This is a genomic window from Paraburkholderia jirisanensis, from assembly GCF_054782355.1.
Window position 1 is genome coordinate 80,391 of record NZ_BAAGSQ010000004.1, and the last position, 13,893, is coordinate 94,283.

At 62.6% G+C, this 13,893-nt stretch carries 12 protein-coding genes; 7 read left to right on the top strand and 5 right to left on the bottom strand.

The genetic code is table 11. From position 1 onward, the window contains the following. Positions 1–92: 92 nt before the first annotated feature. Positions 93–2,072, bottom strand: coding sequence for an MAC/perforin domain-containing protein (locus tag ACYVNQ_RS02895; RefSeq protein WP_460900758.1), 1,980 nt, complete (start codon positions 2,070–2,072; stop codon positions 93–95). 339 nt (positions 2,073–2,411) lie between these two features. Between ACYVNQ_RS02895 and ACYVNQ_RS02900 the strand changes: the two genes are divergently transcribed. Both ACYVNQ_RS02900 and ACYVNQ_RS02905 read left to right on the top strand, forming a co-directional pair. After that, positions 2,412–3,134 carry a response regulator transcription factor gene (locus tag ACYVNQ_RS02900; RefSeq protein ID WP_460900759.1) on the top strand — a complete coding sequence of 241 codons (723 nt, stop codon included), beginning with the start codon at positions 2,412–2,414 and terminating at the stop codon, positions 3,132–3,134. 63 nt (positions 3,135–3,197) lie between these two features. After that, on the top strand, positions 3,198–5,189 hold the full coding sequence (locus ACYVNQ_RS02905) for a sensor histidine kinase (RefSeq protein WP_460900760.1): 1,992 nt from the start codon (positions 3,198–3,200) through the stop codon (positions 5,187–5,189). A 44-nt stretch (positions 5,190–5,233) separates the two neighbouring features. On the opposite strand, the gene ACYVNQ_RS02910 is transcribed toward ACYVNQ_RS02905, so the two are convergent. Continuing rightward, positions 5,234–6,163, bottom strand: coding sequence for a LysR family transcriptional regulator (locus tag ACYVNQ_RS02910; protein ID WP_460900761.1), 930 nt, complete (start codon positions 6,161–6,163; stop codon positions 5,234–5,236). Positions 6,164–6,382: 219 nt separating this feature from the next. Between ACYVNQ_RS02910 and ACYVNQ_RS02915 the strand changes: the two genes are divergently transcribed. Beyond that, positions 6,383–7,813, top strand: a complete 1,431-nt coding sequence (locus ACYVNQ_RS02915; protein WP_460900762.1) for a DHA2 family efflux MFS transporter permease subunit — start codon at positions 6,383–6,385, stop codon at positions 7,811–7,813. A gap of 20 nt (positions 7,814–7,833) precedes the next feature. On the opposite strand, the gene ACYVNQ_RS02920 is transcribed toward ACYVNQ_RS02915, so the two are convergent. Continuing rightward, the gene (locus ACYVNQ_RS02920) at positions 7,834–8,691 is read right to left on the bottom strand and encodes an FMN-dependent NADH-azoreductase (RefSeq protein WP_460900763.1); all 858 of its coding nucleotides are present in this window, start codon (positions 8,689–8,691) and stop codon (positions 7,834–7,836) included. Between ACYVNQ_RS02920 and pdxR the strand changes: the two genes are divergently transcribed. The 3 genes from pdxR to ACYVNQ_RS02935 all read left to right on the top strand — a co-directional run bounded on the left by pdxR (position 8,666) and on the right by ACYVNQ_RS02935 (position 11,015). Beyond that, positions 8,666–10,087 (top strand): MocR-like pyridoxine biosynthesis transcription factor PdxR, encoded by a 1,422-nt coding sequence (gene pdxR / locus ACYVNQ_RS02925; protein WP_460900764.1) that lies wholly within the window; start codon positions 8,666–8,668, stop codon positions 10,085–10,087. The genes ACYVNQ_RS02920 and pdxR overlap by 26 nt on opposite strands. A gap of 124 nt (positions 10,088–10,211) precedes the next feature. Beyond that, complete coding sequence (locus ACYVNQ_RS02930; RefSeq protein ID WP_460900765.1) at positions 10,212–10,664, top strand: carboxymuconolactone decarboxylase family protein; 453 nt, start codon at positions 10,212–10,214, stop codon at positions 10,662–10,664. 30 nt (positions 10,665–10,694) lie between these two features. Beyond that, positions 10,695–11,015 carry a DMT family transporter gene (locus tag ACYVNQ_RS02935; protein WP_460900766.1) on the top strand — a complete coding sequence of 107 codons (321 nt, stop codon included), beginning with the start codon at positions 10,695–10,697 and terminating at the stop codon, positions 11,013–11,015. Positions 11,016–11,067: 52 nt separating this feature from the next. On the opposite strand, the gene ACYVNQ_RS02940 is transcribed toward ACYVNQ_RS02935, so the two are convergent. Both ACYVNQ_RS02940 and ACYVNQ_RS02945 read right to left on the bottom strand, forming a co-directional pair. Next, positions 11,068–11,685 (bottom strand): isochorismatase family protein, encoded by a 618-nt coding sequence (locus tag ACYVNQ_RS02940; protein WP_460900767.1) that lies wholly within the window; start codon positions 11,683–11,685, stop codon positions 11,068–11,070. A gap of 120 nt (positions 11,686–11,805) precedes the next feature. Next, positions 11,806–12,711 carry a LysR substrate-binding domain-containing protein gene (locus tag ACYVNQ_RS02945; RefSeq protein ID WP_460900768.1) on the bottom strand — a complete coding sequence of 302 codons (906 nt, stop codon included), beginning with the start codon at positions 12,709–12,711 and terminating at the stop codon, positions 11,806–11,808. On the opposite strand from ACYVNQ_RS02945, the gene ACYVNQ_RS02950 reads away from it, so the two are divergent. Then, entirely contained in the window at positions 12,664–13,821 is a 1,158-nt protein-coding gene (locus ACYVNQ_RS02950) for an alpha/beta hydrolase (protein ID WP_460900769.1), read from the top strand. The genes ACYVNQ_RS02945 and ACYVNQ_RS02950 overlap by 48 nt on opposite strands. Positions 13,822–13,893: the final 72 nt, after the last annotated feature.

Genomic DNA, 13,893 nt, shown 5'->3' on the forward strand with positions numbered 1-13,893 from the left:
GCACAGGAAAATGGGGCGGACCGTTCGACCGGTCGCCCCAATGCGCCCACGACGCGCTGTTCAGGCGTTCGTGTTGCCGACGCAGGCCCGGCTTACCAGTTAAAGTTCCTGAATGTCCTGAGCGACCAGATCATGTAGTTTTCGCGCCAGCGCGCGACCGACGCCGACTTGTCCGACTGGATCAGGTTAAGGCTGTCGCCGTGATAATGGACCAGAAGGAAATGGGTCGGCACGCTGTCGCGCACATCCCAGATCACGTCGTCTTGCTGCTTGCGCGGTTCGTCGCCGAACTCGAACAGGCGGCATTCGCCCTTCCTGTAATCGCCTTGCAGGCAGGCGCCCGTTTCGAAATTGATGAGAATGTGCGGATGCTTGATCTCGCCGTAGGGTGTCGACCACGGCAACAGATACCAGAACTGTCCCAGGTAGGCCTCCTCCCCATCCTTTTTCGGATTGGCATCGACCATTTCGATCCGCGTTTTGTCGCTGCGGTCCGACGCAATCGCCAGCCCGGCACCGTCGTTATTCTTGATGATGTGCAGTGTGGTGTTGGTTTCCTCGGTCCAGCGGGTAACCAGCGTGCGGGTTTCCTTTTCGGTCACCACGAAGCGCGCCGACACGCTGATGCTCGGACAGATGTTGTCCTGGTCCGGCGTGCCGAAGCCGGCCACCACGAAATCGGTAGGCTGTGACGTCAGTCGCTTGCCTGCCAGCACGTAGGTGAGGCCCGCAATGCGGCAGGGCTGCATGTGCGACACCAGCTTTTTCCAGCGTTTGAGCGTCAGCGTGTCTGCACCGTGCGTGCACAACTGGTCGTACATCGCTTGCGACGGGTAGTAGCGCGCATCGCGCGGCCAGCGCTCGGTGGCGAGCAGCACCACGTCCTGTTGCGCGTTGGCATCGGCCAGCATCTGGGTGGCCTGCCGCCAGAAGGCCGCAAACGCGTCCGCGCCTTCGTTGCGGCCAGGCGCATGCAGCCACGTATCCACGCGCTTATGCCGGTCGTTGGCGACGATCACAATATGCAGCGCGGGTTTGCCGTGAGCGTGGAGTTGTGCCCCGTGATCCGCTGCCTTGCGCGACGCGCCGTCCGTCAACGCGATGTACGAGGTCTGCCAATCGGCTTCGATCGTCACTTCGTATTGCTGATACCACTTGCGCGCTTTTTTCAACGCCTCTTTTTGCTTTTCGAGGCCGCTGGGCACGAATTCATAAATGGGCTTCAGCACGATATCGACGACACGCGGTGCCTTCGGCAAGCTGGCGCGCCACTGCTCGAACTCCGCGTTGCAGTTGCGCGGCTGGCTCAGGTTGAAACTGAACGACGCCTTGCCGCCGGCGGTTTTGATCGTGACGTTCTGCTTTTGCGCTTCTTTCTTCTGTTCCTCGGAAATCGACGTCGACGCGCTGCCGCTGACGAATGTACCGTACGACGCCTTGACCGTGGCGCTCAGGTCGGTTGTGGTGTGCGTCGAATTTTTTTCGACCACGATCGAGTACGTCAGACTTCCGCCCATGGCAACCCGCGTGACCACGTCGGCGCCGTATTTGGTGAAGAAGTCGACGAACTCGCCGATATTGCCGTAGTCGTCCTGCAATTCCGGCAGCCGCTTGACATCTGCGACGAATTCTTCGCAGAGGTTCTTTTCCACATTCTTGATTTCGAGCATCCACAGTTGCTCGGCGTAGCTATAAACCGCCGCGAATTTCTCATTGAGGATATCGACGCTCTGATCGAAGGTGCCCTCGAAACCCGCCGAAAATGCGCCATAGCTGCCGGATGCATTGGCTTTCAGGCTGCTCTTCGCGTGGTATTCGGCGCTCGACTGGAAAGTATGGGTCTGGGTGTAGGTTTGGGTCGCATTCGAGAACTCGACGTTCTCGCCTACTTCGTAATCGGTCGCGTCGATCTTCATCGAGCGAGGCTTGCTGGTGGCATCGAGCACGTGGTTGCTGGTGATCCCGGCCCGGGTCCAGTCGAGTTGCCTGAGTCCGCAACCCAGCACATGAATGCCGTCCAGCACGTTGAGACCCGGCGAGGTTTGCGACGCGGCGGGAGCGCGATCGTTCATAACACTTCTCCTGAATAAGACGACGACAAGACGAGATGGCCCGCACGCCTCATTAAAGAAAGGCGTGTACGGGAATGCAAAACCCACGTGGCGCGATCAGCCTGCAATCGCGTTCCTTTCGGGCTGGGAACGGTTAAACGCGGGTTAAAGTCGGGTCAGGCGCTGGTCAGGCGCACGCGTAGTGCCGTTTTAAAGCGTGGCTTTGCGGTTTATGCGTGGCATGGTGGATTCCCCGTTTCAATGTCATTTGAAACGAGTATATTCAGAGGAATGCGCGTTAATCTGTAGCACAAACGCGCTACATGGGCGGCGGCTTTGCGTCCTTTACCATTCGCCACCATGCAAACCGATCGCTCCGATTGTTCGGGTTCCGAGCCAGCCGCCATCCATGTGATGATCGTCGAGGACGACCTCGCGTTTTGCGACGACCTGCGCCGCATCATCGAGGCCGCGCCCGATATGCGGCTGACGGGTATCGCCGGCACGCTGGCCGATGGCCTCGCGCTGCTGCAACGCCAGCCCGCCGATGTGCTGCTGGTCGACCTGGGCTTGCCGGACGGCTCCGGCATCGACATCATCAGCGCGGCCGCGCTGCGCTGGCCGAGTTGCAGCATCATGGTCAGCACCAACTTTGGCGACGAAACCCATGTGATGCGCTCGATCGAGGCGGGGGCTGCCGGCTATCTGCTCAAGGACAGTTCTCCAGCGCGAATCGCCGATGAAATCCGCAGCCTTGCGAGCGGCGGCAGCCCGATCAGCCCGATCATCGCGCGGCAGATCCTGACGCGCTTCCAGCGCGACAGCCACAGCCCCGCACAGCGCGCCGTCACGCTGCCCGCGCCACCTCCATCGCCGTCGCCGCCGTCGCCGCTGTCGACCCGCGAGACCGAGGTGCTGGAGTTCATTACCAAGGGCTTCACGACACAGGAAATCGCCAAGCTGATGGATCTGTCGCACTTCACGGTACGAAGCTTCGTGCGGCGCATATACAGCAAACTGAAAGTCACATCGAAAGCGGAAGCGATTTATGAGGCGAGAACACTCGGGCTGCTGCGCGACTAGCGCACTTTCCGCTATGCATCGGCGGTCGGGCGTTGGCGTGGCCGGCTGCGCGAGGACGCGAAGGTGAGAGATCGCCGCGTCTGGTTTGCAGCTTTGTTGCTGGCTGTTTCGGTCGCCTTGCTGGTCGGCGCGGGCATGTGGTACACGTCCGGTTACGGTTCAGAGCCGTCCGCGGCGAGCGCGCATCTTGTGCACGCGCAGTGGCAGGTCACGCAAAGCACCGGCATGAGCGCGCCTGCGCCGACCGTAGAGAGTCGCGCGCTGCCGCAGGCATGGCAGCCCACCACGTTGCCGCATGCGTTGTTGCCGACCGCGCAAGCGCGCGCGAATGCGGCAGACTTGCCGGTGAACACGATCGGCAGCGTGACGTGGATCAGGGTGCCGGTGCAGTTGCCGGTGGCTCTCCATGCCGGGCCATTGATGCTGTACGCGAGCCGCATCAAGACCGACGGCACGATCGCGATCTACGCCGACGGCCGTCTGGTCTATCGCGCGCAGCAGCAAGGGCCGCTGTGGGACAGCCTGTTCACGCCGCTGTGGGTCGAACTGGAGCGCCGCGACGGCGCGCCGCCGCTGCACGAGATCCTGATTCGACTCGAGCATACGCCGGCGACCGACGTAGTCTTGACGTCGCTATGGCTAGGCACCGCGGACGTACTGCAGGCGCGCTATTACATGCGCCGCTGGCTGCAGCGCGAATTGCCGGCGACGCTGAGCACCGCGTTTTTGCTGGTGGGTACGTTCGCGTTGTTCGTGTGGTTCCGGCGCCGGCACGAGACCGGCTATCTGCTGTTCTTCAATCTCGCGGCCACCTCGTTTGTCGCGCATCTGCACTACTACGTCAGCCTGCCGGTCAGCAACGACTGGTTTGCGTGGCTGACGATCAATGGCCTGTTCTGGCTGATCGTGGTCGTGCATTTCTTCCTGTGCCAGATGCACGGGCGCTCGCTCAGATGGCTGACGTGGTCCGTGGTCGGCGTGACCGCGACGATCACGGTATTGACGCTGCCTGGCGTAGCGGTATTGCCGGTGCTGCCGAATACACCGGTAATCGTGCCGCTGATTTACGCCGTCGGGATCGTCATGGCGACGGTGGTCGGCGGCGTGGGCATCGTGGCCGCCTGGCGCTACTCGTGGGAGGCGCGGCTGGTCGCCGCGGGGGTGGGCGTCTGCACCTTGCTGGGCGTGTCCGACTGGCTGATGTACAACAATGTGGTCAGCGGCCAGGGCTGGTTTCTCGGTGCATACATGAATGCGGTCACGTTCGGCATGTTTGGCTTGCTGATCTATCGGCGTTATGTGAATGCGATTGTCGAGGTCGAACAGCTCAACCTCAGTCTCGCGCAACAGCTGCAGGAGCGTGAAGCCGAGCTCGAGGAAAGCCACCGGCTGCTGCGCGAGGCCGAGCGGCGCCGCACCATCAGCGACGAACGCCGGCGCCTGATGCAGGACATGCACGATGGCCTGGGCTCATCGCTGATCAGCGCGATCCGTTCGGTCGAGCGCGGCGATAGCAGCGGCTCCAGGGTTTCCGGCATCCTGAAGAGCTGCCTGGACGATCTGAAACTGACGATCGATTCGATGGAACCGGTCGAGGCCGACTTGCTGCTGTTGCTGGCCACCTTGCGTTTCCGGCTGGAGCCGCGGCTGGAGGGCTCGGGCACGGCGTTGCGCTGGGACGTGCAAAAGCTGCCCACGCTGAGCTGGCTGGACCCGTCGAGCGCGCTGCACATCCTGCGCATCGTCCAGGAGAGCATCGCCAATATTCTGGCTCACACCCGTGCCAGCGAGATACGGGTCAGCACCGCGGCCGATACGGACGGCGTGCAGGTGATCGTCGAAGACAACGGCCAGGGTTTCGATGTCGAGCGTGCGTTGAGCGCAGGCAAAGGGCATGGCTTGCACAACCAGCAGCGCCGTGCGCGCGCCATCGACGGCACGGTGACATGGGTGGCGCACGCGCATGGCACCCGTTTTACGCTGTGGCTGCCGTTGGAGCGCAATGGCGAAGTGGGCGCGATCGATGTCGGCTCGGGCCGCAGTGAGGCGACGTAAATGAGCGGCCTACCCCAGCGACACAGGCCTGCGGCATTAGCACGCTAATGATCCACCGCGCGATCGATCAGCTGGGCGATCAGCGCCTTGGTCGCCGCTGTCAGGTTTTCACCGCGTTTCGTGCCGATGCAAACCTGCCGCAGCGCCCACGGCTCATCCAGCGGCACGATGCTCACCTTGTCGAAATCCTCTTTGGCCAGCATGCTTTCCGGCTGGATCGTCACGCCGAGATTCGCCTTGACGAGCGCACGCGCCGCTTCCATCGTGTTCACGCCGTATTTCATCTGCAGCTCGCGGCCGAGCGCCGCGGCGGCGTTGCGTAACTGCGTCATGATCGACGTGGCCGGCGAAAATCCGACCACGCTCTGTTCCAGCAAATCCCGGGTCGTCGCGCTTGCCCGCTCGCCCAGCGGGTGTCCGTGCGGCACGACCACCACCAGACGGTCGGCGCGGTATTGAACGATGTCGAGTTTTTCGCTGTCGACGTCGTCGGTGTCGTAGAACACCGCAACATCGGCGCTCCCCGATACCACGGCATTCACCACGTTGACGTTCGCATCTTCCTGCAACTCGATTTCGACTAACGGGAAGTCTCGCGCGAACCCGGCAATCTCCCGCGCAAGAAAATGGACGATGATCGTGCTGGTCGCGCAAAGACCGATACGGCCGCGCACACCCTCGGTAAACTCGGTCAGCTCGCGGCGCATCACGTCGAGATTCGCGAACAGCAGACGCAGGTGCCGCGCGAGGACTTCGCCCGCAGCGCTCGTTACCATGCCGTTCGGGAAGCGGTCGAATAACTGCGTGCCGGCCACTTCCTCGAGATCCTGAATCCGTCGGGTCGCCGCAGACGGCGTGATGTTCTCCCGCAGCGCAGCACGGCGGATCTGCTGTTCCTCTACCACGGTCAGAAACAGCCTCAACGTGAACAGGTCGATGCGTCTCGTCAGGGTATGGACGCTGAGTCCGGTCATGGTGTCTCCTTGTGCAACGTCTCGCGCCACCGTTGATAAAAGATCAACGACAGATTCGAAAAACAGCAATCGCCTTTTGTCGGGCCAGTTCGTACTATAGCGAAGCAGATATGTGGCACACAGCACACCTTGGTCCATCGGCCGTCAATCGGCCGGCGCTCGCGTTTCGACGAACCGGCACCGGCACTGGAACCAGAGCCGGAACTCACCCGAAAGGTCATGAACAATTCTTCCTCACAGTCCCGTGCAATCGGGCCGCTGCCTTACGTGGTGGCCGCCACCTTTTTCATGGAGTATCTCGACACCACGGTGATCGCGACTGCGCTGCCGCAGATGGCGCACTCGTTCGGCGCGAGCCTCAATTCGCTCAGCCTCGGCATGAGCGCTTACATGATCGCACTGGCGATTTTCATTCCGGCGAGCGGCTGGGTTGCCGATCGGTTCGGATCGCGCAGCGTGTATTTCGCCGCGATCGTCACGTTTACCGTTGCTTCGCTGCTGTGCGCGATGTCGCACAACGTGGCGGAGTTTACCGCCGCACGGGTGCTGCAGGGTCTCGGCGGCGCGTTGATGGTGCCGGTCGGACGCCTGATCGTCGTGCGCACCACCGACAAGCAGCACCTGATGAAGGCCATCAACACGATCACCTGGCCCGGCGTGGTTGCGCCGCTGATCGGGCCGCCGCTCGGCGGCTTCATTACCACGTACGCATCGTGGCGCTGGATCTTTCTGCTCAATCTGCCGGTGTGCGTCGCCGCGCTGGTCGCCGTGCTGAAATGGGTACCCAATCTGCGCAGTGCCGAACGACGCCCGTTCGATATCGTCGGCCTCGCGCTGAGCGGCCTCGCGTTGACGTCGATCGTGTATGGCGCGGATGAGGCCAGCCAGCCCGGCACGAACCCGCTGATGGGTGTCGGCATCATCGTGGCAGGCCTGCTGGTCGGATGCATTGCGTTTTATCACGCGCGTCACCGGCGGCATCCGCTGATCGACGTGAGCACGCTCGCGATTCCGACGTTTTCGGTGACGGTCGTCACCGGCACGCTGACGCGTATCGCCGTCGGCGCGGTGCCGTATCTGCTGCCGCTGATGTTCCAGATCGGCTTCGGCTTGTCGGCGTTCAAATCGGGGCTGTTGCTGATCGTCAGCGCCGCCGGCAATCTCGGCATGAAGACGCTGATCACGCCCACCTTGCGGCGCTACGGCTTCAGGCGCGTCGCGATAGTCGATTGCCTGGCAGGCGGCGTTTTCATCATCGCGTGCGGACTGCTGACGCCCGAATCTTCGCTGGTGTGGATTCTGTTCGTCGTGCTGGTCTATGGGGTCACGCGCTCGATGCAATTTTCCCTGCTGGCCATCCTCGCCTATGCCGACGTCCCGCCCGAGCAGACGAGTGCGGCCAATACGCTGTGGAACGTCGCGTACCAACTGGGCATTGGGCTCGGCATTGCATTTGGCGCGCTGGCCTTGCGCGCGGCATCGGCGATCAACCACCACGACGCTGCGGGCGCACAAGGCTTCACGCTCCACGATTTCCGCTTTGCGTTTCTGTGCACCGGCGTTCTGATGCTCGCGTCGACCTACGGATATACGAGGCTCGCGCGCGACGCCGGGCACCGCGTGAGCGGCACGCCGGCGACCAAACCGTAACCGGCCGCGGGCAAGAACCGTCATACCGTGTCGGTCGACTGCTGGGCGACGCGAAACGACGAAAAGTGTTCGCGTAGCGCGCCCTCGGCCCGCGCTCTCGCGTCGGCGATCGCATCCGCTCCTGCACCGGTTCCCTCAACGGAGACGAACGTGAGATCGCGAAGACCGATCATGCCGAGAATCGTTTTCAGATAGGGCGTCAGAAAATCCGGCTGGTGTGCGTGCTCGCCCGAAAAGCGCCCGCCCGACGACACCGCGATAAAGACCGGACGGTCGCGCAGCATCCCGACCTTGCCATGCTTCGTCAGACTGAAGGTGCGCCGCGCGCGCACCACATGGTCGATCCACGCCTTTAGCGCAGACGGTATGCTCAGGTTATGCATCGGCGTGCCGATAACGATCACGTCGGAACGTTCCAGTTCGGCAATCAGTTCATCGGACCGGGCGATCGATCCCAGTTGCGTGACTTCCGCATCGGCCGATTGTTGCGCTTCGGCATAATTCGCATCGATGTGTGCAAGCGTTGCGCCGCCGATCACCCGCCTGACCAGCAGCGCGTCCGGCTCGCGCTCCAGCAGACGTTCGATGATCCGCAGAGACAGCCTGTGACTCTCGGACGCGTGCCCGCGAGGGCTGCAGCTAACATGCAGGATTTCCATGATCTCCGGCTCCTGATTTTCTCTAAGGACAGTTCGAGCCACTACTCTATGAGTGCGATGGCCTAACAAAAAGAGCCATGAACGTTGTTTGATGCCAGGCCATGAATGGAGCACCGCGCCGGATTGCGACATCGCGCCGGTCCGGGTCATCATGGCGTGTCTGCCAACCCGCAACCTCGAGTCACACACGCCCATGGCCAAAGCGCAAACAGGCAGCATCTCGCCGCTCGATCCCGCCGCAACCGGGCCGCTCTATCGTCAGGTCTACGACCGGATTCGCACGGCCATCGTCAACGGCATGCTGAAGCCCGGCGACCGGATCCCGTCGGCACGCGCGTTGACGAGCGAACTGGGACTGGCACGCGGTACCGTCGATGCAGCCTATTCACTGCTGGCCGCCGAGGGCTACATCGTCGCGCGCGGCCAGGCAGGGACGATCGTGACGCCGGATCTCAAGCCGCGCGCGCCGGTCATCGGCATGCCGCAGCGTTCGGGCGAGGCGCCGCCGGTGCCCAGTTTTCGACCCGATTCGATCTTGCCGTTCCAGATGGGCTTGCCCGCTCTCGATGCCTTCCCCCGAAAGATCTGGGCACGTCTTGGCGCGCGCAGCGTGCGGGCGATGCAGGCAGCCAATATGGTTCATCCGCCGGTATATGGTCTGCAGGCGTTGCGCACGGAGATCGCAACCTATCTGCAGGTGTCGCGCGGGATCGCCTGCTCTCCTTCGCAGGTGTTCGTGACGTCCGGATACCGTCACTCGATCGCGTTGATCGCACACGCATTGCTGAAAGACGGAGATCGCGTCTGGCGCGAAAATCCCGGCTATCCGCCGACCCGGGAATTGCTCGAGAGCCTGAACCTCACCGCCGTTCCGGTCCCCGTCGACCACGAAGGCATGCGGGTATCCGAAGGCGTCAAACTGGCGCCGCGGGCGCGCGCCGCGGTGGTCACGCCCGGACATCAGAGCCCGCTTTGCGTGTCGCTGTCGTTGCCACGGCGCCTCGAACTGCTCGACTGGGCCACGCGCAACAACGCATGGATCGTCGAGGATGACTACGACGGCGAATACCGCTACGTCAGCCGTCCTTTACCTGCCTTGAAGAGCCTCGATCGCGACGGTCGGGTGATTTATGCGGGCACCTTCAGCAAGGTGCTGCTGCCGAGCCTGCGGCTTGCGTACCTCGTAGTGCCGCAAACGCAGATCGAGCGATTCGGACAGGTGATCGAGGTCCTTGCCGGAGGGAGCCCCGAGTTGACGCAGGCGATGGTGACGTCGTTTATCACCGAAGGCCACTTTGCACGTCATATCCAGCGGATGCGCGCGCTCTATGCCGAGCGGCGCGCCGCAACCATCGCCGGACTCGAAAGCGTGCTCGGAAAGCACCTGCGCATCGACCTCCAGCCGGGCGGCATGCACCTGATCCTGCGCCTGCAAGGCCGGCGCTCGGACCGCCGCCTGGTGGCACGGATGCGCGAAGACGGCCTGTATGCCGAAGCGTTATCGGATTGGACCACCGGCAACGCGAGCCCGCCGGCCTTGCTGGTTGGCTTCACCAACATCGACAGCCAGCACAGCGCGGAGAAATTCGCCAAACGCATGCTGAAGCTGATCTGAGCGCCCCACCCGTTTCACGCATCGCGAAACATGGCCTGCAATGGATGCCTGTTCTTGGCTCTTTCTGAACCGGCCAGCATGCAACACGATGGAGTCTCTCAACCAACCAGCATAGGGATTCATCGTGAGCGATCGCATCAACTACAGCAAGGCATCACCCGAAGGTTACAAGGCGCTGGCAGCGGTACACGCCACGCTTCAGAAGTGCGGGCTTTCACCGGAACTGGTCGACCTCGTCTACCTGCGCGTGTCGCAAATCAACGGCTGCGCATTCTGCATCGATATGCACACGCGCGATCTGTTGAAACGCGGCGTCTCGTCGGAAAAGCTCACGCTGCTGCCGGTCTGGCGTGAAGCAGGCGGCTGGTTCGACACGCGTGAGCGAGTCGCGTTCGGCTGGGCGGAAACCGTCACGCGCGTGGCCGATACGCATGTTCCCGACGCCGACTATCAGGCCGCTGCCGCCGAATTCAACGAGAAGGAACTCGCCGACCTCACCTACGCAATCGGCTTGATGAATGCGTTCAACCGGCTGGGCATCGCGTTCCGTACGCCGCCCACCGCGGCCAACGCCTGATCCTTCCATCTCGCCACGGAGTTGTCACTGATGTCATGGGCACTACTTGGACTCGCCGGTATTCTGGAAATCGCCTTTGCTTTTGCGATGAAGGCTTCAGACGGTTTCACGCGACTGGCACCCGCATTGCTGACGATCGCCACCGGCTTGTCGAGTGTGGCCCTGCTATCGCTGGCGCTGCGCAGCTTGCCGGTGGGGACCGGCTACGCCGTGTGGACCGGTATCGGTGCGGCGGGCACCGCGATTCTCGGTATGGCGCTGCTGGGCGACTCGGTCGCGCCGCTGAGAATACTGTGCATTGCACTGATTCTCGGCGGCGTGATTGGACTCAAGCTGGTCTCGCCAGCCTGACGCCTGCGACTGCGGCCACTCAATGCAACGCAACGCGGCCGCGCCTGCCACCTTATTTGCGGTGCCCCGCCGCCATTTGCGCAACCAGCGTAGCGAACGGCATATCGAGCGCGGCGTACACGTCGCCGGCTTTCGGGTCGGCGTTATCGCCCATGATTTCGACCATGCTGGTGGCGTAGTCCGTCACCTCGATGCCCAACGTGCCGAGGCGAGCGATGCCGGCTTCGCGCTTGTGGTGGCTGAAGGTGCCGCACGCATCGATCGCGACGATCGGCTGGAAGCCTTCTGCGCGGCACGAAATGGCCGGCAGCGATGCGCAAACTTCGAAAGAGAGGCCCGCGATCACCAGATGGTCACGCCCGGTCGCCTTGACCTTCTCGACGAAACGGGGTTCGTCCCACGCGTTGACCGTCGAGCGGTCGAGAATCTCCGTGTTGCCGAGCACCGCCTTCAGCTCGGGGATGGTTTCCCCCCACATGCTGTCGCGCGCCGTGGTCACCGCGACGATCGGCAGCCCCAACACCTGCGCAGCTCTCGCCAGCCCGACCACGTTGTGCTTGAGCTCAGCCAGATCGATATCGCGCACTCCCGAGAACAACCCCACCTGATGGTCGATCAGAAGCACGGCCGTGTTGTTCCGGGTCATCTTCGTGCGCTGCGTGTTCGTCATTTGCCTCTCCATTTACGTGAGCTGGAGCGTGCATGCTAATGCGGAACGGATGCGCAGATCGGCAAAAACGCCTGGACAAAGCGTCCATGCCGTTGGACCACCGTGCACGTCGATGCGCGGTCATTCCATCGCGACAACGCCAGGCATTTCCTCGACCAGAAAGTCGAGCAGCGCGCGCACCGAAGGCAACTGGTTCTGACCATACGGCACCAGCGCGGTCAGCCTCGCGTCGCCGCACGTCCATTCAGGGAGCACTCGCATCAGACGGCCTTTTTGCACTTCCGCCTTGCAGATGTAGGCCGGCAATGCGGCGATGCCAAGCCCGCCTGCGGCCGCCTCTCTTAGCGTCAACATGCAATCGGACATGATGATGGGCTCCACGCGCATCGAATGAACCGTGTCACCGCGTCGAAGTATCCATTCGCAGGGAACGCCGTCGCGCGCCACGAACAGCGACGGATAGCCCGCCAGGTCCTCAGGCTGCTGCGGTACTTCTTTTCCGTCGAAGAATCCGGGATGGCTGAACAGCATCCATGGCGTTTGCGCCAACGGACGCTGGATCAACGTCGAATCCTGCAAAGGCAGCGTGTGGCCGCGTATCGCGATGTCATAGCCGTCTGCGACGACATCCACCTCGGCATCCGAGGTGCGCTGCATGATCCGCACGTCCGGATAGCGCGCGCAGAATTTCGGCAGCAGGCCGTGCAGCGCAAATTGCGACGTCGCAATCGCCGTGGAGATACGCAGCAGTCCGCTTGGCGCAACCATGCGCTGGCGCACCGCGGCTTCCGCAGCAAGCGCCTGCTGCAGCATCGATCGTGCGTGAGCATGGAATTCCGCGCCGATCTCCGTCACGGCGAACTGTCGCGAGGTCCGGTTGATCAGTCGTACGCCGAGTTGCGCTTCGAGCTGGTTCACACGATAGCTGATGGTCGATTTCGGCAAGGCAAGCGCCCGGGCTGCAGCGGTGATGCCTTTGTGGTCGACCACCTGCACAAAGTAATACATGTCGTTGAGATCCAGCATGGCAAATCCAGGGTTCACGCCGCGCTGTGCTGCGGCCTCAGTGAGAGAAATCGTCGGGCAGGTTGGGTCGCGGTGGTCCGGCGATCTTCCAACCTGTTGAATGCAGCGTCCCGCAAACGCATGCTGTTCCGTGTGATGAACAGGCTAAGCTTTGAGCATCTTCCGTCATGGTCGGCAATGTCCGCGCTCCTAACGATGCCCGAACCCGATAGTCTATCCGTCGAAGTCATTCCGATCTCCGGTGCCGACCGCGACGCGCTGCCCGAGCTTCATCAGAGCTTCACGCGCTTTTGGTCCGGGCCGCTCGTCAAGGCTGCTCCGCGTGTCGGATACGACGCGTTCTTCGCCGCGACCGCGCCGTTGCCCAATGTGTCGCTGCATCCGTCCACCGACCCTGCCGTGCCCGGTTGGGTCTGCGTGCCCGACGAGCGGATCGACGATCAGGCGCTGCTCTATCTGCACGGCGGCGCTTATGTGATGGGTACCGCGCCCGCGTATCGCGGTTTCGTCAGTCAGATCGCGTCGCGTGCACGGCGCACCACCTTCATCCTCGAATACCCGCTGGCGCCGGAAACCGCCTTGCCGGTGGCAATCGATGTCGCCACTGCGGCAGCGCGGCGACTGCGTGAGACGTTCGCGAAAATCGGCGTCGTCGGCGACTCGGCGGGCGGCGGATTGACGCTGGCAACCCTGGCGAAATTCGACCAGGCTTGCGCCGCGGTCGTGTTTTCACCGTGGACCGACCTGACGCTCAGCGGCGACAGTATTCGCGATCGCGCCGCGCGCGACGTCCTTCTCGACGCCAGCAATCTGCGCGATGCCGCGCGTGGATATATTGGACCTGCGCCGGCACACGACCCACGGGCATCTCCGTTACTCGCCATCCCGGAACGCCTCCCTCCACTTCTGATCCAGGTCGGTTCAGAAGAAATCCTGTATGACGACGCATTGCGATACGCACAACGCGCACATGCACTTGGCCATAACGTGCAGTTGCAGGAATGGACGGGTATGCAGCATGTTTTCCAGCAGAGCGTCGAGCAGCTGGAGGCTGCACGACACGCGCTGGACAACGCCGCTGCATTCCTGCACACCCGCATGGGCCGCTGAATGCGTAGCGCGTCGCGCCCCGCATCTACACAATAAAGAAACGCTGGCGACACAGAAATGCCTGTGAGGCTC